General features: G+C 59.2%; 14 protein-coding genes. 8 read left to right on the forward strand and 6 right to left on the reverse strand.

Going from position 1 to position 18,487, the window contains the following annotated elements:
* Positions 1–3: 3 nt before the first annotated feature.
* From BMY55_RS15355 to BMY55_RS15365, 3 genes are read right to left on the reverse strand one after another with little or no spacing between them, the layout of a single operon-like run.
* Positions 4–1,032, reverse strand: a complete 1,029-nt coding sequence (locus BMY55_RS15355) for a trans-3-hydroxy-L-proline dehydratase (RefSeq protein ID WP_091432881.1) — start codon at positions 1,030–1,032, stop codon at positions 4–6.
* Complete coding sequence (locus BMY55_RS15360) at positions 1,033–3,078, reverse strand: oxidoreductase (protein WP_091432884.1); 2,046 nt, start codon at positions 3,076–3,078, stop codon at positions 1,033–1,035.
* 10 nt (positions 3,079–3,088) lie between these two features.
* On the reverse strand, positions 3,089–4,663 hold the full coding sequence (locus tag BMY55_RS15365) for a trimethylamine methyltransferase family protein (RefSeq protein ID WP_091432887.1): 1,575 nt from the start codon (positions 4,661–4,663) through the stop codon (positions 3,089–3,091).
* Between the two features lie 82 nt (positions 4,664–4,745).
* Here BMY55_RS15365 and BMY55_RS15370 point away from each other — a divergent pair, with 82 nt between their 5' ends.
* The gene (locus tag BMY55_RS15370) at positions 4,746–5,375 is read left to right on the forward strand and encodes a TetR/AcrR family transcriptional regulator (RefSeq protein ID WP_091432889.1); all 630 of its coding nucleotides are present in this window, start codon (positions 4,746–4,748) and stop codon (positions 5,373–5,375) included.
* Between the two features lie 151 nt (positions 5,376–5,526).
* Positions 5,527–6,360: a bifunctional allantoicase/(S)-ureidoglycine aminohydrolase gene (locus BMY55_RS15375; protein WP_091432892.1), complete on the forward strand. Its 834-nt coding sequence runs from the start codon at positions 5,527–5,529 to the stop codon at positions 6,358–6,360.
* Here BMY55_RS15375 and bhcR read toward each other — a convergent pair.
* A complete protein-coding gene (gene bhcR, locus BMY55_RS15380) occupies positions 6,357–7,172 on the reverse strand; it encodes an HTH-type transcriptional regulator BhcR (protein ID WP_322787738.1) in 816 nt (271 codons plus the stop codon). The genes BMY55_RS15375 and bhcR overlap by 4 nt on opposite strands.
* Positions 7,173–7,365: 193 nt before the next feature.
* On the opposite strand from bhcR, the gene bhcA reads away from it, so the two are divergent.
* The 6 genes from bhcA to BMY55_RS15410 all read left to right on the forward strand — a co-directional run bounded on the left by bhcA (position 7,366) and on the right by BMY55_RS15410 (position 15,729).
* Complete coding sequence (bhcA, locus tag BMY55_RS15385; protein ID WP_091432895.1) at positions 7,366–8,553, forward strand: L-aspartate--glyoxylate aminotransferase BhcA; 1,188 nt, start codon at positions 7,366–7,368, stop codon at positions 8,551–8,553.
* Between the two features lie 10 nt (positions 8,554–8,563).
* On the forward strand, positions 8,564–9,517 hold the full coding sequence (gene bhcB, locus BMY55_RS15390; protein ID WP_091432901.1) for a beta-hydroxyaspartate dehydratase BhcB: 954 nt from the start codon (positions 8,564–8,566) through the stop codon (positions 9,515–9,517).
* A 15-nt stretch (positions 9,518–9,532) separates the two neighbouring features.
* Positions 9,533–10,696, forward strand: a complete 1,164-nt coding sequence (gene bhcC / locus BMY55_RS15395; protein ID WP_091432903.1) for a 3-hydroxy-D-aspartate aldolase BhcC — start codon at positions 9,533–9,535, stop codon at positions 10,694–10,696.
* A gap of 59 nt (positions 10,697–10,755) precedes the next feature.
* The gene (gene bhcD, locus BMY55_RS15400) at positions 10,756–11,721 is read left to right on the forward strand and encodes an iminosuccinate reductase BhcD (RefSeq protein ID WP_091432905.1); all 966 of its coding nucleotides are present in this window, start codon (positions 10,756–10,758) and stop codon (positions 11,719–11,721) included.
* A gap of 153 nt (positions 11,722–11,874) precedes the next feature.
* Complete coding sequence (locus BMY55_RS15405) at positions 11,875–14,151, forward strand: NADP-dependent malic enzyme (protein ID WP_091433207.1); 2,277 nt, start codon at positions 11,875–11,877, stop codon at positions 14,149–14,151.
* Between the two features lie 81 nt (positions 14,152–14,232).
* Positions 14,233–15,729, forward strand: coding sequence for a nucleobase:cation symporter-2 family protein (locus BMY55_RS15410; protein ID WP_091432908.1), 1,497 nt, complete (start codon positions 14,233–14,235; stop codon positions 15,727–15,729).
* A 142-nt stretch (positions 15,730–15,871) separates the two neighbouring features.
* On the opposite strand, the gene BMY55_RS15415 is transcribed toward BMY55_RS15410, so the two are convergent.
* Together BMY55_RS15415 and lpdA are read right to left on the reverse strand one after the other, a co-directional pair.
* On the reverse strand, positions 15,872–16,624 hold the full coding sequence (locus BMY55_RS15415; RefSeq protein WP_091432910.1) for a sulfite exporter TauE/SafE family protein: 753 nt from the start codon (positions 16,622–16,624) through the stop codon (positions 15,872–15,874).
* A 123-nt stretch (positions 16,625–16,747) separates the two neighbouring features.
* Positions 16,748–18,487, reverse strand: coding sequence for a dihydrolipoyl dehydrogenase (lpdA, locus tag BMY55_RS15420; protein WP_091432913.1), 1,740 nt, complete (start codon positions 18,485–18,487; stop codon positions 16,748–16,750).

Here is an 18,487-nt window from a genome sequence, read left to right on the forward strand (position 1 = left end):
CGTTCAGCCCGCACCCCACGTGTCCGAGATCCGATAGCCCTCGGGCCATGGGTCGGAGGGATCAAGCATGTGTTGGTGAATGCCGGTGATCCAGCCCCGGCCAGAAATTTCAGGAATAATGGCCGGGCAATCACCAATTGTGGTTTCGCCAAGAATGGTGCCTGAGAAGGTCGAGCCGATGATGGATTGGACCGTCAGCCGGTCGCCCACATTCATCAGGCCGCGGGCGCGCAGAACCGCCATTCGCGCCGAAAGGGCTGTGCCGGTGGGGGAGCGGTCGACCTTGCCAGGCCGGATCGCGACGGCCGCCTTGGTGTTCAATCCCTCAGCGTCCTTGACCAATGGCCCGGCAAACAGACAGAACGAGAAATGCCGCCAGTCAGGATTGTCCGGGTGCGAAAACGTCAATTGCTGATTGGCGGCATTGGTGATGCGGACGCCAAGTTTTGCGATGTCACGCGCCTCGTCTTCGGTCAGCGAAAAACCGAGCGCTGCGGCATCCACGATAACGAAACTGTCACCGCCATAGGCGGTATCGACGGTCAGTGTGCCAAGGCCATCGACCGCAAGCGTCTGGTCGAGTTCGGCAGCGAAGGATGGGACGTTCTGCACATGAATGCGCTCGGCCTTGCCGTTTTTGCAGTCTGCCCTGACGCGGACCAGCCCGCCGGGTGACTCCAGCACCATATGTGTTTCTGGTTCCTGCATTAGGACCAAACCCGCGTCCAGCAGCACGGTTGCGACACAGATTGAATTCGAACCGGACATCGGCGGGGTGTCCTCGGGTTCCATGATAATCCACGCGGCCTGTGCGTCGGGGTGTCTGGGAGGCACGAGCAGGTTCACATGCCGAAAGACCCCGCCGCGCGGTTCGTTCAGGACGAAATTGCGCAGGGTCTGGTCGCGGGCGATCCAGCGGCTCTGTTCCCAGATTGTTTCGCCGGGCGGAGGCAGAACGCCGCCCACGATCACGTCACCCACTTCGCCTTCGGCATGGGCCGAGATGACGTGAATGGTTTTCGAAGACCGCATTCAGATGTCCTTTACCAACCGAAGCGCGTCATAGATCGCCGCATGGGTGTTGCGGGCCGAGACGGCATCGCCAATGCGGAACAGTTGGAAGGTGCCATCCGGGTTGCGATCCATGGTTTGTGGCTGACCGTCGATCAGGGCCTCGTAATCCACCGCCCCGCCGTTTGACGACATCGGCTTCAAATCGAAATAGAGATCGTCCAGCGGCAGGGTGCCATAGTTCACCACGACCTGATCATACTGCGCGTCATGGGTGTGGTCACTGTAATCTGTGCCAATGACCGCCGTCAGCTTGTTGCCATCGCGTTTCACATCCAAAAGCCGCCGGGTCACAGTGAAAGTCACATCCTTGTCCTGCAACGCGCGCATATAGGGCACAAGGTTCATCGCCATGATGTCGGGGGCAAACACGCGGTCGGGGGTCATCACCTCGACCTTCGATCCGGCCAGCGCCGCGATTTCAGCAGCCTGAAGCCCCGGATGATCGCCGCTTTCGTCATAGATCAGGATATTGTCGGCAGGCTTCACGTCGCCCGAGATGATGTCCCACGAGGTAACGACATTCGCTTGCTCGGTCCCGGTTTCAAAAAGTTCCGTGTTAGGCAGGCCGCCGGTTGCCACGATCACCACATCGGGGATCAGGGCGGTGATGTCGTCAGCCTCGGCCCATGTGTTGAACCGAAACTCCACGTCGCGCGCGGCACATTGCGCCATGCGCCAGTCGATGATCGAGATCATTTCGCGCCTGCGCGGGCTTTGTGCGGTCAGGCGCACCTGCCCACCGGGATCGGCGGCGGCTTCGAACACGATGACCTCGTGGCCGCGTTCGGCAGCGACGCGGGCGGCTTCCAACCCACCGGGGCCAGCGCCCACGACCACCACTTTCTTGCGGGTCTTGGCGGGCGGAATGTCATGCGGCATGGTCAATTCGCGCCCGGTGGCAGCGTTGTGCATGCACAGCGCGTCGCCCGCCTGATAGATACGATCAAGGCAATATGTCGCACCGACACAGGGGCGGATGTCATCCTCGCGCCCTTCGATGATCTTGCGCACGATATGCGGATCAGCCATATGCGCCCGAGTCATGCCGACCATATCCAGAAGCCCAGCCTGCACCGCATGGCGCGCCGTCGCCACATCGGGAATTTTCGCGGCGTGGAAGGTCGGCATTCCAGTGGCTTTCCGGACTTCACCTGCAAAATCCAGATGCGGGGCATTTTTCATCCCCTGCACCGGGATAACGTCGGTCATCGCCGGATCGGTGTGAATGCGCCCACGGATCACGTTCAGGAAATCGACCTGCCCGGTGACGGCGAGCCGTCTGGAAATCTCGATCCCGTCCTCGGCGGTGATGCCTCCTTTTTGCGCCTCGTCCGCCGTGTAGCGGAAGCCGACGATGAAGTCGTTGCCCACGCGTTTGCGGATTGCGTCAAGAACATCCATCGGAAAGCGCAACCGGTTCTCAAGCGTATCGGCACCGTATGGCCCGATCAGATCGTTGGTCAGCGGCGACCAGAACTGATCCAGCAAATGGCCATAAACCTGCAATTCGATCCCGTCCATGCCGCCCACCTGCATCCGTTCGGCGGCGTCGGCAAAATCGGTGATGATGCGGTCGATGTCCCAATCCTCGATCAGTTTGGGAAAGGCGCGGTGCGCAGGTTCGCGATGCTTTGACGACGAAACCGAGGGCAGCCAATTACCCTTGTTCCACGCGGTGCGACGACCCAGATGGGTCAGTTGGATCATCACCGCGCAACCATGGTCGTGGCAGGCATCGGTCAGGTTTCTGATCCACGGCACCACCTCGTCCTTATAGGCCAGAATGTTATTGAACACCGGTGGGCTGTCTTTCGACACCGCAGCCGATCCTGCGGTCATGGTCAGCGCCACACCGGCCTTGGCGCGTTCGGCGTGATAGGCCGCATAGCGCTCCTTCGGCATCCCGTCTTCGGGGTAAGCGGGTTCATGACTTGTGGTCATGATCCGGTTCCTGAGCGTCAGGTGCTTGAGTTGATAGGGCTGGAGCAACGGATCCTTTGACATAGGCTTAACCTCAATACCACGCGTCTGGCATCGACGCTTTCTTCTTCGCCATGAACTCCTGAAGAGCTTCGTCTTTTCCGGGGTCGAGCGGGGGTGTCTGATAGGCGTTCAGTTGTTCTTTCCAACGCGAATTGGCGCGGGTGGCGGCGTCAATCCCACCTTGTTCATCCCAAGTTTCCCATGGCTGGTTGTCGTCCATTGCGCTGTCCCAATAGGCGGTCTTGTAGTGCCGCATCGTGTGCGCGGTCGAGAACAGATGCTCGCCCGGACCTTTTTCCGCCAAGGCGTCGAAGGCAAGCGTGTCCTCGTTCACCTCGATCCCTTTCAGATAGGCGTGAAGCGCGCCGCACAGGTCGGTGTCCATGATAAATTTCTCGTAGGACATCGACAACAGCCCATCGAGGAACCCGGCTGAATGCAGAACGTAGTTCGCGCCGCATTGCACCGCCGACATCATCGACATCATGGATTGCTGCATCGCCTGCGCATCGGGCAATTTCGAGGTCGAGAAATTTCCCGCACAGCGCAGCGGCATGTTCAGGCGACGGGCCAATTGCCCCATCACCAGCGACCCCAGCGCGGGTTCCGGCGTGCCGAAGGTGGGCGAGCCGGACCGAAGTGACATTGAACTGAGGAAAGATGCCAGCACCGCAGGCGCGCCGGGGCGCACAAGTTGGGTCAGCGCACAGGACACCATGCTTTCGGCAAGACATTGCGCGACGGACCCCGCCATCGTCAGCGGCGACACCGCACCGCCCAGCAGGAAAGGCAAGTGGATCGACCCTTGTCCGGCCCGTGCATAGGCGCGGATGCCTTGAGTTGTCACGCCATCAAGCACCAAGGGCGACGTCGTGTTGAAATTGCCCATTATGACACAGTTCTGGTCAACGAAGTCCGCACCGAACAGGATGCGGCACATCTCGATGCTGTCTTCGGCCCGTTCCGGCGCGGTGATCGAGCCAAGAAACGCGCGGTCGGAATAGCGGATATGGGAATAGACCATATCCAGATGCCGCTTGTTCACCGCGATGTCTGTCGGTTCGCAGATCGTCCCCCCGGAATGGTGCAGCCACGGGCTGGACTGGCCCAGCTTGATGAAATTGCGGAAATCCTCGATCGTGCCATAGCGGCGGCCTTTGTCGAGGTCCATGACGAAAGGCGAGCCATAGGAGGGTGCGAACACCACCGCTTCGCCACCAATTTCGACCGAGCGCGCGGGGTTTCGGGCATGTTGCGTGAACCGGGCCGGTGCGGTTTTCAGGATATCGCGGATCATGCCCGGTTCGAATTTGATGTTCCAACTGTCGGCGGTCAGGTCGTTGACGTGACCACCGGCGGTGCGGAACAGACGCACGGTTTCGGGATCGTCGCGAAACTCGATTCCGATCTCGGCAAGGATGCGGTCGGCTGTCGCTTCGATCTGCGCCAGACTGTCGTCGCCCAAAAGGTCATAGGTCGGAATGCCGCGGGTGATGAACGGCACCTCAAGCTGTGGGTTCTGGCCGGGAGCACCGCTGCGTGCCGCTTGATCGCCGCCCCGAGAACGCCGCCGGGCTTTGCGTGCTGTTTCTGTCACATGACCCATTGCTGTTGCCTTTCGACTCACTGTATTGACATATCTGTCCGCAGAATTGACATACCTGTCAAGCAAATCTATAACTCTGCCTATGAATATCGTTGACCCCTCTCGGCCAAGCGCCACCGAAGACATCTGGCTGAAAGCGGCCTATGACGTGTTGACCGAAAGCGGGGTCGAGGCGGTGAAAATCATGCCGCTGGCCAAACGGCTGGGCCTGACCCGCACCAGTTTTTATTGGCATTTCAAAGATCGTGAAGCGCTGTTGGAGGCGATGATCCGCTATTGGGAAGACACCAACACCGGCAACCTTGTGACCCGCTGCGAAGCCTATGCGGAAAATATTTTCGAGGCGATCTTCAACCTGTTTGACTGCTGGCTTGACGACACGCTGTTCGACTCCCGTCTGGATCTGGCGATCCGCAATTGGGCCCGCAATGATCCAGCCCTGCAAATCCGGCTGGATCAAGCGGACGCGCGCAGGAAAGAAGCGATGGAGGGCATATTTCTGCGCTTCGGGTTCGACCCCGCCGAGGCCGAAATCCGCGCTCTGACCATGATCTATACGCAAATCGGCTATATCTCGATGCAGGTTACGGAAAGCCGCGCGCAACGATTTGCCCGGATGCCCGGATATGTTGAAGTATTCACAGGGCAGAAACCAACAGACGCCGATATTGAACGTTTCGTGTCGCGTCACGCCATGGGCGCGCTGGCTTGACCCCACAAACCTTTTGTCGTTTTTTGATCCGGCGCTACGACTTTCAAAAATTTGCTAATAATCCTTCATGGACAATGGGAAAGATTAATCTGTCCGTTGGCGGCATTATGGGGGAAAGCCAACCCCGAAACCCTTTGCAGAAAGCCTTGGCATGTCGAAATCGAGCTATTACGCCCCGAACGGAGGGTTGCCCCCTCAGACCCAGCTTCTGACCGACCGGGCGATGTTTACCGAAGCCTACGCGGTTATCCCCAAGGGGACGTATAGCGATATCGTGACGAGCCTTCTGCCGTTCTGGGACGACGCGCGGTTCTGGGTGTTATCGCGGCCATTGTCGGGCTTTGCCGAAACCTTCTCGCAATATATCGCAGAAGTGCTGCCGGGCGGTGGCAGCAACCATCCCGAGACGGAAGCTGGCGTCGAAGCGGTGTTGTTCGTGGTCGAAGGGGGCATGACCCTGACGATTGATGGCATAGCGCATGAGATGGGTGAGGGCGGGTATGCCTTCCTGCCCCCGCACGCCAACTGGACCCTGCGCAACAACGGCTCCGTGCCGGTCCGGTTTCACTGGATTCGCAAGCATTATCAGGCGGTCGAGGGTCTGGACGCACCAGAGGCGTTCGTCACCAATGAAAATGACGTGACACCCACCGCCATGCCCGACACTGACGGCGCGTGGGCGACCAGCCGCTTTGTGGACCCCAGCGACCTGCGCCATGACATGCATGTGACGATTGTCACCTTCCAACCGGGCGGGGTCATCCCCTTTGCCGAAACCCATGTGATGGAACACGGGCTTTATGTGCTGGAAGGCAAAGCGGTCTATCGCCTTAATCAGGACTGGGTCGAAGTTGAGGCCGGCGATTACATGTGGCTGCGCGCCTTCTGCCCGCAGGCGTGCTATGCTGGTGGACCGGGGCCGTTCCGGTATCTGCTTTATAAGGACGTGAACCGGCACATGACGCTGAGCGCGGCCAAATTCTAGGACGACCCAAGGCCGCGCGAAACTTGAGCGGCCGCGTCCGAAACCAGTGCGCCGATCCTCTCGACCTCGCTTTTCGGTATCCGGTGGGTGGGGCCGGAGATTGAGACCCCCGCCACCGCCTCGCCATAGATATCCCGGATCGGGGCGGCGATGCAGCGCATGCCTTCGGCCTTTTCCTCGTCGTCAAACGCCCAGCCTTTTTCGCGGATGACTGTCAGTTCGTTTTTCAACATGTCCGGCAAAATGATCGTCTTCTCGGTGAACCGGGTCAATTCTGCCATACGCAAATATTGATTGGTGCGTGTCTCGGAATAACAGGAAAGCAGTGCTTTCCCGATACCAGAGGCGTGCATGGGTGACAGGGTGCCAGGCGGAAAAAACGCGCGGATGGATTCCTGCGTTTCAACCTGGCTGATGAACATCACCACGCCATTGCGTTCGATCCCAAGATTCGAGGTCTCTCCGGTTGCCTCCATCAGCTCGCGCATGATGGGCCGGCTGCGTTCCACGATACTGCTGCGCCGCAGGAAGGCCGATCCCATACGGAACGCGGCCGATCCGATGTGCCAGGTCTGGGCGCGCTCATCCATTTCAACGAAATTCCTGGCATGCAAGGTGGCAAGAACCCGGTGCATCGTTGCCGGGGATTGGTCCAAATGCGCTGACAGCTGTGACAAGGTCATGCCGTTCGCATGGGCCAGCGCATCCACCACATCCAAAGCCCGATCCAGCGCCAGAATGGTGGTCTGCTTTTCATTGGAGTTGAAGTTTTTAGGGCGACCCATCCGCCGTTTCGGGGTTTCCATTTTCATTCCCTTCGAACAAAACCAACAAGACCTTCTGGAAAATATTGAAAGTCATGCGCGACAAGTGAAAAAGTCAAACCATTGATAATCAATAATAATGATATGATTACCCCAATAATGAAACACTTTTTCAAAAATATATCAAGGGATCAGCCCCTTCGCTACTGTTGTGGAAACCGCCAATTAGGAGGGCAGAATCATGAGCTTTCAGAACCCCGTTTTCATTCCCGGTCCGACCAATATGCCCGAGAGCCTGCGCAAGGCTGTCGATATGCCAACGCTGGACCACCGCTCACCCTTGTTCGGGCAAATTCTGCATCCGGCGCTGGAGGGTGTGAAGAAGGTTCTGAAAAGCGAAACCGCCAAGGTATTCATCTTTCCCTCGACCGGAACCGGTGGTTGGGAAACCGCGCTGACCAACACGCTTTCTGCCGGTGACAAGGTTCTGGCCGCGCGAAACGGCATGTTCAGCCACCGCTGGATTGATATGTGCCAACGTCATGGTCTGGACGTGCAGATTGTCGAAACCCCCTGGGGGGCCGGCCTGCCTGCCGACAAATATGCCGACATCCTGAAGGTCGACGCCGACCACGAGATCAAGGTGGTTCTGGCAACGCATAACGAAACCGCCACCGGTGTTCGCTCGGACATTGCCGCCGTGCGCAAGGCTCTGGACGCCGCAAACCACCCGGCGATGTTGTTTGTTGATGGCGTCAGTTCGATCGCGTCAATGGATTTTCGGATGGACGAATGGGGCGTGGATATCGCCGTCACCGGCTCGCAGAAGGGCTTTATGCTGCCCGCTGGTCTGGCCATCGTTGGCTTTTCGCCGAAAGCCATGGCCGCGCTGGAAACCGCCACGCTGCCGCGCACCTTTTTTGACGTGCGCGACATGGGCAATGGATATGCGAACAACGCCTATCCCTATACGCCGGCGGTTGGTCTGTTGAACGGTCTGAACGAAGCGTGCAAGATGCTGCTGGATGAAGGTCTGGAAAACGTCTTTGCCCGCCATCACCGCATCGCGGAAGGTGTGCGTCAGGCGGTCAGCGCGTGGGGGCTTGAGTTGTGCGCCGTGTCGAAAGACGTGCAGTCGGACACGGTCAGCGCCATTCGCACGCCCGAGGGCTTCAACGCTACGGACATTGTCACCCATGCCGCCAACAAATACGGCGTCGCCTTTGGTGTGGGTCTGGGCGAGGTTGCAGGCAAGGTGTTTCGCATCGGCCATTTGGGCAGCCTGACCGACGTTATGACCTTGTCGGGTCTGGCGACCGCCGAAATGTGCATGGTCGATCTGGGGCTGGATATCAAACTGGGGTCCGGCGTTGCTGCGGCGCAGGAATACTATCGCGCCAACCAGCTTGCCATGAGCAAAGCCGCGTAAGGGGGCAAAGATGTATATCCCGACCTATCAGGACATGCTGGACGCGCATGAGCGGATCAAACCGCATATCCGCCGCACCCCGATCCGCACGTCCGATTACCTGAACGAGTTGACCGGCGCGGAGCTGTTCTTCAAGTGCGAGAACTTTCAGGAACCCGGCGCGTTCAAGGTGCGCGGCGCTTCGAACGCGGTGTTCGGACTGAATGACGAACAAGCCAAGAAGGGTGTGGCGACGCATTCGTCGGGCAACCATGCGTCCTGTCTGAGCTATGCGGCCATGCTGCGCGGTATTCCGTGCAATGTGGTCATGCCGCACACCGCGCCGCAGGCCAAGAAAGACACGGTGCGCCGTTATGGTGGCAAGATCACCGAATGCGAGCCGTCGACCACCTCGCGCGAAGAGACTTTCGCCAAGGTGCAGGCTGAAACCGGCGGCGATTTCGTGCACCCCTATAACGATCCGCGCGTGATTGCGGGGCAGGGGACTTGCGCGAAAGAGATGATAGAGCAGTTGGATGGACTGGACTTTGCGGTTGCGCCCATTGGCGGCGGCGGCATGATTTCCGGCACCTGCCTGACGCTGTCCAACCTTGCGCCGGAAACCAAGATCATCGCGGCGGAACCGGAACAGGCGGACGATGCCTATCGCAGCTTCAAGGCGGGGCACATCATTGCCGACGACGCGCCCAAGACCATCGCCGACGGTCTTCTGGTGCCCCTGAAAGATCTGACGTGGCATTTCGTGTCAAACCACGTGTCCGACATCTATACGGCCTCGGACCCCGAGATCGTCGAGGCGATGAAAATCACCTGGAAGCACCTGCGTATCGTGATGGAGCCGTCATCCGCTGTGCCTCTGGCAACGATCCTGAAAAACCCCGACACGTTCAAAGGCAAACGTGTTGGCATCATCATCACTGGCGGCAATGTCGATCTGGACAGATTGCCGTGGCTGAACACCTGATTGGGAGACAGAACAATGAATGCACCGACTGATTATTCGAAGTTCGACGTGGGTTTCGACATTCCCGCCAAACCCGGCATGGACGAGGCGGACATCCAGACACCGTGCCTGATCCTTGATCTTGACGCGCTGGAACGCAACATCAAGAAGATGGGCGACTATGCCAAGGCGCATGGGATGCGCCACCGCGCCCATGGCAAGATGCACAAATCCGTGGACGTTCTGAAGCTGCAACAAGATCTTGGCGCCGCCTGCGGCGTGTGCTGCCAGAAGGTCTCGGAAGCCGAAGTGTTCGCCCGTGGCGGCATCAAGGACGTCATGGTGTCGAACCAAGTGACGGAACCGGCCAAGATCAAACGTCTGGCCGAAATGCCGAAACTGGGCGCGCGGGTTCTGGTCTGTGTGGATGACCCAGAGAACGTCAAAGCGCTGTCAGATGCGGCTGTTGCAGCGGGCACCGAGCTGGAGGCGCTGGTCGAGATCGACTGCGGTGCGGGCCGTTGCGGCGTCAGCACCACGCAAGACGTGGTGAACATCGCCAAGCTGATCGACGCCGCCCCGAACCTGAAATTCGCAGGCATTCAAGCCTATCAGGGCGCAATGCAGCACTTGGACCTGTATGAAGACCGCAAGGAAAAGCTGGATGCGGCCATCGCGCAAGTTGCCGACGCTGTTCAGGGTCTGAAAAGCAATGGTCTGGACTGTCACATCGTTGGCGGCGGTGGCACCGGGTCGTATTATTTCGAAAGCGCCTCGGGCGTGTATAACGAGCTGCAATGCGGATCCTATGCCTTCATGGATGCCGATTACGGCCGTATCCTCGACAAGGACGGCAAGCGCATTGACGATGGCGAATGGGAGAACGCGCTGTTCATCCTGACCACGGTGATGAGCCATTCGAAAGCTGACAAGGCAATCGTGGACGCTGGTCTGAAAGCGCAGTCGGTCGATAGCGGCCTGCCCACGGTCTATGGTCGTGACGATGTCGAATACCTGAAATGCTCGGACGAACACGGCGTGGTTGCCGACCCGAACGGCGCGTTGAAGGTGAACGACAAGCTGAAGCTGGTGCCCGGTCACTGTGATCCGACCTGCAACGTGCATGATTGGTATGTCGGCGTGCGGAACGGCAAGGTCGAAACCGTCTGGCCGGTGTCGGCGCGCGGCAAGGCTTACTAAGCTGACTTTACAAAACTGGTGGGGCTTCGGCCCCATCACTTTTCAAAGGATAGAACCAGATGTTTATCGTTCCCGAAAAAGAAATCGCCGCCCTTGTGACGCGCAAAGACAATTTCGACGCGGTCGAACAGGTTTTTGCCTCGATGGCGGGCGGGTCTGCCTATAACTTCCCGGTGATCCGCGAGGCGATTGGTCATGCCGATGCCCTTTACGGGTTCAAATCCGGGTTTGACCGGGCGGCGCTGAACCTCGGTTTGAAATCGGGTGGCTATTGGCCCGGCAATGCGGAGAAAGGCCTGACCAACCACCAATCGACAGTGTTCCTGTTTGACGCCGACACCGGCAAATGCCGCGCCGTCGTCGGGGGCAACCTGTTGACCGCGCTACGCACTGCGGCTGCGGCTGCCGTGTCCGTCGCCCACCTGGCGCGCAAAGACAGCAAGGTTCTGGGCATGATCGGGGCAGGGCATCAAGCCACGTTCCAACTGCAAGCCGTGGCCGAACAGCGCAACTTTGAAAAAGTTGTCGCATGGAACCGGACGTCGGAGAAACTGGCCTCGCTTCAGAACGTCGCGGACGATTTGGGCCTGCCGTTTGAAAGCGTCAGCCTGGACGAGCTGGGCGCACAGGCGGATGTGATCGTGACGATCGTATCCAGCCAGGCCGCGATCCTGAACGACGCTCAGGTCAAACCCGGCACGCACATTGCCTGCATGGGCACAGACACCAAGGGCAAGCAAGAGGTCGACGCCAACCTTGTCGCGCGTGCCACTGTGTTCACCGATGAAATCGCCCAGTCGATCAGCATTGGCGAAGCGCAACACGCGATTGCCGATGGCTCGCTGAAACAGGCCGACATCTCGGAAATTGGCGCGGTCATCAACGGGGACCACCCCGGCCGCACATCGGACGATGAAGTAACCCTGTTTGACGGCACCGGTGTTGGTCTGCAAGACCTCGCGGTTGCGTCAAAGGTCGTCGATCTGGCGATTGAAAAGGGCATCGCGATCGAGGTCGATTTCTAAGCAGATGACGGTTTCGGTGCAGCAGGCAGCGACCACCAATCAACACGATCCAGCCGTTTGCGGTTAGTATCAGCATGACAACAGGTGGGGGAAACCCATAACATGCTGAAAGCGGGGACCTTTTTGGCCCGCACCTTGGAGGAGGAACAGAACATGGCACTGGACAATAAAAGCGCCGACAAACGTCAGGAAGCCTTGGATTACCACGAGTTTCCGAAGCCCGGAAAACTGGAGATCCGCGCCACCAAGCCGATGGCGACGGGGCGCGACCTGTCGAACGCCTACAGCCCCGGCGTGGCCGAGGCGTGTCTTGAGATCGAAAAAAACCCGGCGGATGCCGCGCGCTATACGTCCAAGGGAAATCTGGTGGCGGTGATTTCCAACGGGACGGCGGTTCTGGGGCTGGGCAATATCGGAGCGCAGGCGTCCAAGCCCGTGATGGAAGGCAAGGCCGTTCTGTTCAAGAAATTCGCTGGCATTGATTGCTTTGATATCGAGGTCAACGAAACCGACCCCGAAAAGCTGGCCGAGATTGTTGCCAAGCTGGAACCCACTTTCGGGGCGGTGAACCTTGAGGATATCAAGGCGCCGGACTGCTTTCTGGTCGAAGAACTTTGTCGGAAGAAAATGAACATTCCGGTGTTTCACGATGACCAGCACGGCACCGCGATTGTCGCCTCGGCGGCGGCTTTCAACGCGCTGATCGTGGCGAAGAAGGATGTGGCCAAGATCAAGGTTGTGGCCCTTGGTGCGGGGGCTGCGGGCATTGCGTGTCTGAAAATGCTGATGGTGATGGGCGTCAAGAAACAACACATCACCATGTTGGACAGCAAGGGCGTGGTTCACACGGGCCGCTCTGACCTGAACAAGCAAAAGCAGGAATTTGCCCGCGACACCGACATGCGCACCACTGATGATGCGATGGTCGGGGCGGACCTGTTCCTTGGCGTGTCTGGCCCCGGCTTGCTGACCAAAGAGATGGTCGCGAAAATGGCGGATGATCCGATCATTTTCGCGCTGGCCAACCCGACACCCGAGATCATGCCGGAAGAGGCACGCGAGGTAGCGCCCGGTGCGCTGATTGCGACAGGCCGGTCGGATTATCCGAACCAAGTGAACAACGTGCTATGTTTCCCGTTCATTTTCCGCGGTGCGCTGGACAGTGGCGCGACCGAGATCAACGACGAAATGAAGCTGGCGTGTGTCGAGGCGATTGCGGGTCTGGCGCGGGTAACGACTTCGGCGGAAGTGGGTGTCGCCTATCGCGGCGAGCGTTTGACCTTCGGGCCGGAATATCTGATCCCGAAACCGTTTGATCCGCGCCTGTTACCGACTATTGCGACCGCCGTGGCACGGGCCGCCATTGCATCTGGTGTTGCAACGCGCGAACTTGATCTGGACGAATACAAGACCACGCTTCAAGGCGAAGTCTTCCGGTCCTATTCCATCATGCGCCGTGTGTTCGACGCTGCCCGCGCCGCCAAGCGCCGGATCGTCTTTGCCGAAGGCGAGGATGAGCGCGTGTTGCGCGCGGCCCAAACAATGGCGGAAGACGGGGTCGATACGCCGATCCTGATTGGTCGTCCCGAAGTCGTTGAAGCACGATTGGAACGGGAAGGATTGAAGATCAAGCCGGGCCAGGATTTCGAACTCGTGAACCCGGAAAATGACCCGCGCTATCGCGATTATTGGGAAACCTATCACGAAGTTCTGGCACGAAAGGGCGTCACACCTGATCTGGCACGTGCCATCCTGCGCACCAATACCACCGCCATCGCGGGCGTGATGGTGCGTCGCGGCGAAGCTGACAGCATGATCTGCGGCACGTTCGGCGAGTTTCGCTGGCATCTGAATTACGCCACCAACCTGCTGGCGGAAGGCGAGCTTCACCCGGTCGGTGCGCTGTCGCTGATGATCCTGGATCAAGGACCACTGTTCATCGCGGACACCCATGTGAACATCACACCGGATGCGCAACAACTCTCGGAAATTGTCGTGGCCGCCGCCCGTCACGTGCGCCGTTTCGGAATCGAGCCACGGGTCGCGCTGTGTTCGGGCTCGCAATTCGGCAATCTGGACAGCGCGTCGGGACGGGCGATGCGCGGAGCGCTGGATATTCTGGATCAGCAGCCGCTGGATTTCGAATACGAGGGTGAGATGCACACCGATGCTGCCCTTGACCCGGATCTGCGCGAACGCCTGTTCCCGGGTGGACGTCTGACCGGCAAGGCAAATGTGCTGGTCTATGCCAACACAGATGCAGCCGGGGCCACGCGCAACATCCTGAAAGCCGTCGCCGGCGGGCTTGAAGTCGGCCCGATCCTGATGGGGATGGGAAATCGGGTGCATATCGTCACGCCCTCGATCACCGTGCGCGGTCTGTTGAATACCGCCGCGTTGGCGGGGTCTGCGGTGTCCAGCTACGGCTGACCACCCGGTCCAGGGGTTGGACAACCGCCGCAAGAGTGGTCCAGCCCCGAAAAAACCAAAAATTATCGGAGGAGAATACAAGTGTCTGCACTATCTACAGACGTGGATGCAGTTGATGAAAAACTGCCACCCGCGAAATTATTTACCTTGGGATTACAACACGTTCTGGTGATGTATGCCGGTGCCATCGCGGTGCCGCTGATCGTCGGGCGTGTCCTGAAGCTAAACCCTGAACAGGTGGCGTTCCTGATCTCGGCTGACCTGTTTGTCTGCGGAGTCGTCACCATCATCCAGTCGCTGGGGGCCTCCAAATGGTTTGGCATCAAGATGCCCGTCATGATGGGTGTGACTTTTGCATCGGTCGGGCCGATGGTGTCGATTGCCGTGGCCAATCCAGGTGTGGATGGCGCGCGAATGATCTTCGGAGCCATTATTGGCGCCGGTATCATCGCGATGCTGATTGCGCCCTTGGTCAGTCGCATGTTGCGATTCTTCCCACCGGTGGTGACAGGCACGATCATTCTTGTGATCGGTGTCACCCTGATGCGCGTCGGGATCAACTGGATCTTCGGTCTGCCTGTCGGCCCCACGGCGCCCGAGATTGTCGATCCCGCCCATACCGCATGGCTTGAAGAAGTGCGCGGCATGCTTGCAAGCGGTTCAATCCCGGCGATACCCGAAGGTCTGACCGTGGCGCCGACCGTGGACAATCCGCGTTACGCAACCCCGCAAAACATGATGATCTCGGGCCTTGTGCTGTTGACCATTATTGTTGTGATGAAATACGCAACCGGCTTTCTGGCCAACATTTCGGTTCTGTTGGGCATTATCGTGGGTGCGGTTTTTGCCGCCTCGATCGGCATGATGCATTTCGATAGTGTGGGCGATGCGGGCTGGTTTGCCCTGATCACGCCTTTCCGCTTTGGCCTTCCGATTTTCGACCCCATCATGATCCTGACCATGACGCTTGTCATGATCGTCGTGATGATTGAATCGACCGGCATGTTCCTGGCCCTGGGCGAGATGTGCGGCAAGAAGATCGAACGTCCGTCCTTGTCGGCTGGTCTTCGGACCGATGGTCTGGGCACGCTGATCGGCGGGGTGTTCAACACCTTCCCCTATACATCGTTCAGCCAGAATGTCGGCCTTGTTGGTGTGACGGGCATTCGGTCGCGCTATGTCTGCGTGGCGGGGGGTGCGATCATGATCGTGCTGGGTCTGGTGCCTAAAATGGGCGCTTTGGTCGAGGCCCTGCCGGTCGCCGTTCTTGGTGGAGCCGGTCTGGTGATGTTCGGCATGGTTGCGGCCACGGGTGTTCGTATCCTGGGTGGTGTTGACTTCAAGACCAACCGCTATAACGGTCTGATCGTCGCCATTTCACTGGGTCTTGGTATGATCCCCTTGATCGCGCCTGATTTCACCATGTGGCTTCCGCACTCGATCGAACCGCTGATCCACTCCGGCATTCTGCTGGCCGCAATTTCTTCGGTTGTGTTGAACATGGTGTTCAACGGCACCAAGGAGATCTCGGAAGAAGAGCTGGTCGAAGCCGCCTTGCAATCAGATGGTGGTCACTGATCCTCTGATCTGACAAGCTGGCAAAAAGGGAAGGGGCTTTGTCGCTTCCCTTTTTCCGTTGGGGCGCGCGTGTGTTGCTGGCGATCACGTTGTGACATGTCGGCGCGGCTTATGTATCTGCACAGGGTGATGCCGTGACCGATCAGCCGACAAGGAAACGATAGAAGAAAACGGCGCTCATCCCGAAGCCGATGATGGCTATGATCAGGCGCAGCACAGGCACCGGGATCGCGCGGGCCAAGGGTGCGCCGGTGTATCCGCCGATGGTGGATGCCACCATCATCACCAGCGCCTGCGGCCATGCGACCAGCCCCGCCAGCGCGAAGATCGCGACCGAGATGGCGGACAGCGCGAAGGACAGCCCGTTTTTCAACCCGTTCATTTGGTGGATGTTGGACATGCCCCAAAGCGCGAACAGTGCCAGAAGGACAATCCCCAACCCGCCGTTGAAATAGCCGCCATAGACGCTGACCAGAAATAGCCCCAGCGCACCGTAGGGGGTGACGGATCGGCTGTGCTTCGCGCTCCAGTCGCGCAACTGATTGCCAAAAAGAAAAACCAACGTGGCGGCGAGCAGCAGAAACGGCACCACGGCTGAGAATGCTTTGTCCGATGAAATCAGAAGCAGACCAGCCCCGACAACCCCGCCCGCCAGCGTGATCAAGGTCAGCTTGACCATCAGCTTGCGGTCGAAGCTGCGCAATTCAGGTAGGAACCCCATCGCGCCGCCCAGATAGCCGGGGAAAACCGCAACGGCGCTGGTGGCGTTCGCGGCGACAACCGGCACGCCGGTAAAGACCAGCGCGGGCAGGGTCAGGAACGTGCCGCCACCGGCGATGGTGTTCAAAACGCCCGCCGCATAGGCCGCGATGGCAAGGATGATGAAGTCTTGCATGAAGGATGCTCGTGTTAGGTTTGCCCCATTCCAAGGGGGCTGGAGTAAGGGCTGGAATACGGGACAAGGCGCGCCAAGATGGGCGCGCCCTGTCTGTTTGGTTGGCCCGGCTAGGGCCGCCCATCACTTCTTGCGCTTCTTCGGCGGCATCAGGTCGGTGATTGTGCCCTCGAACATTTCGGCGGCGAAGTTCACCGTTTCCGACAGGGTCGGGTGCGGGTGGATGGTGTGACCCAGATCGACCGCATCCGCACCCATCTCAATCGCCAGCGCGACCTCGGCAATCAGATCGCCCGCGTTGGGGCCGACAATGCCCGCGCCGATCACCCGGTCGTCCTCCTCGTCGAAGATCAGTTTGGTGATCCCTTCCGAGCGTCCCAGCGACAGTGACCGGCCCGAGGCTGCCCAAGGGAAGCTGCCCTTGCCGACCTTGATGCCTTGTGCCTTGGCTTCGGTTTCCGTCAGGCCGACCCAGGCCACTTCGGGGTCGGTATAGGCGACCGAGGGAATGACGCGCGCGTCAAAGAAGCGCTTTTCGCCGGCGGCGACCTCTGCGGCCACTTTGCCTTCATGCACCGCTTTATGCGCCAGCATCGGTTGGCCGACCACATCGCCGATGGCAAAGATGTGTGCCACGCCTGTGCGCTGTTGGTTGTCCACGTTGATGAAACCGCGGTCGTCCACGGCGACACCTGCCTTTTCGGCGTCGACCGTTTTGCCGTTGGGTTTGCGGCCAACCGCGACCAACACCTTGTCAAACGTATCGGTTTTTTCACCGTCCGGGCCTTCCATCGTGACCTTAAGGCCTTTTTTTTGTGCCTCGACGGCTGTGACTTTCGTCTTGGTCAGGATCGCTTCATACCGCCCCTCGATCCGCTTGTGCAGCGGTTTCACGATGTCCTTGTCCGCGCCCGGAATGATCTGGTCCATGAACTCGACAATCGTCACTTTCGACCCAAGCGCATCATAGACCGTGGCCATTTCCAGCCCGATGATGCCGCCGCCCAGCACCAGCAGGCGCTTGGGAATGTCCTCAAGCTCCAATGCGCCGGTTGAATCGATCACGCGCGGGTCGTCATGCGGGATGAAGGGCAGGGTGACGGGTTCGGAACCCGCCGCGATGATACATTGGTCAAAGCTGACTTTGGTCAGGCCATCATCGGTCTGCACCTCGATCATGTTCGGGCCAGAGAAGCGGCCATAGCCGTTCACGACATGCACCTTGCGGGCTTTCGCCAGACCCGACAGACCGCCGGTCAGCCCGTTCACCACCGAGGATTTCCAGTCGCGCAGGTCGTTCAGCTTGATCTTGGGTTTGGCAAAGCTGATACCGTGTTCGCCCATCTCTTCAGCCTCGGTGATGACCTTGGCCGCGTGCAGCAAGGCCTTCGACGGAATACAGCCCACGTTCAGGCATACCCCACCCAGCGAGGCATCCTTTTCGATCAATACGACCTTTTTGCCAAGATCGGCGGCGCGGAAGGCGGCGGTGTAACCACCGGGGCCGGAGCCCAGCACGACCACTTCGCCGTGAATGTCACCGGGACCGGCCGCGGTGCCTGTGGCGGCAACGGCGGCAGGAGCCTCTGCGGATGGAGCTTCCGGTGCTGCCTCGGCAGGCGCATCGCCCGCATCGACGGCGTCCAGTACCATGATGACCGAGCCTTCGGACACCTTGTCGCCTTCGGACACCTTGATTTCCTTCACCACACCTGCGGCGGGCGATGGGACTTCCATGGTGGCCTTGTCGCTTTCCAACTCCAACAACGGGTCTTCTGCGGCAACCGTGTCGCCGACAGCGACCAGAATGCCAATGACTGGCACATCCGAGAAATCGCCAATATCAGGAACTTTCACATCCAT

Source organism: Aliiroseovarius sediminilitoris (assembly GCF_900109955.1).
Taxonomy (GTDB): domain Bacteria; phylum Pseudomonadota; class Alphaproteobacteria; order Rhodobacterales; family Rhodobacteraceae; genus Aliiroseovarius; species Aliiroseovarius sediminilitoris.

What these genes read in the sequence shown, in the direction of transcription:
- BMY55_RS15355 (WP_091432881.1), bottom strand. Translation starts at nt 1,032, where the DNA reads ATGCGGTCTTCGAAAACCATTCACGTCATCTCGGCCCATGCCGAAGGC.
- BMY55_RS15360 (WP_091432884.1), bottom strand. Translation starts at nt 3,078, where the DNA reads ATGTCAAAGGATCCGTTGCTCCAGCCCTATCAACTCAAGCACCTGACG.
- BMY55_RS15365 (WP_091432887.1), bottom strand. Translation starts at nt 4,663, where the DNA reads ATGGGTCATGTGACAGAAACAGCACGCAAAGCCCGGCGGCGTTCTCGG.
- BMY55_RS15370 (WP_091432889.1), top strand. Translation starts at nt 4,746, where the DNA reads ATGAATATCGTTGACCCCTCTCGGCCAAGCGCCACCGAAGACATCTGG.
- BMY55_RS15375 (WP_091432892.1), top strand. Translation starts at nt 5,527, where the DNA reads ATGTCGAAATCGAGCTATTACGCCCCGAACGGAGGGTTGCCCCCTCAG.
- bhcR (WP_322787738.1), bottom strand. Translation starts at nt 7,172, where the DNA reads ATGAAAATGGAAACCCCGAAACGGCGGATGGGTCGCCCTAAAAACTTC.
- bhcA (WP_091432895.1), top strand. Translation starts at nt 7,366, where the DNA reads ATGAGCTTTCAGAACCCCGTTTTCATTCCCGGTCCGACCAATATGCCC.
- bhcB (WP_091432901.1), top strand. Translation starts at nt 8,564, where the DNA reads ATGTATATCCCGACCTATCAGGACATGCTGGACGCGCATGAGCGGATC.
- bhcC (WP_091432903.1), top strand. Translation starts at nt 9,533, where the DNA reads ATGAATGCACCGACTGATTATTCGAAGTTCGACGTGGGTTTCGACATT.
- bhcD (WP_091432905.1), top strand. Translation starts at nt 10,756, where the DNA reads ATGTTTATCGTTCCCGAAAAAGAAATCGCCGCCCTTGTGACGCGCAAA.
- BMY55_RS15405 (WP_091433207.1), top strand. Translation starts at nt 11,875, where the DNA reads ATGGCACTGGACAATAAAAGCGCCGACAAACGTCAGGAAGCCTTGGAT.
- BMY55_RS15415 (WP_091432910.1), bottom strand. Translation starts at nt 16,624, where the DNA reads ATGCAAGACTTCATCATCCTTGCCATCGCGGCCTATGCGGCGGGCGTT.
- lpdA (WP_091432913.1), bottom strand. Translation starts at nt 18,487, where the DNA reads ATGGATGTGAAAGTTCCTGATATTGGCGATTTCTCGGATGTGCCAGTC.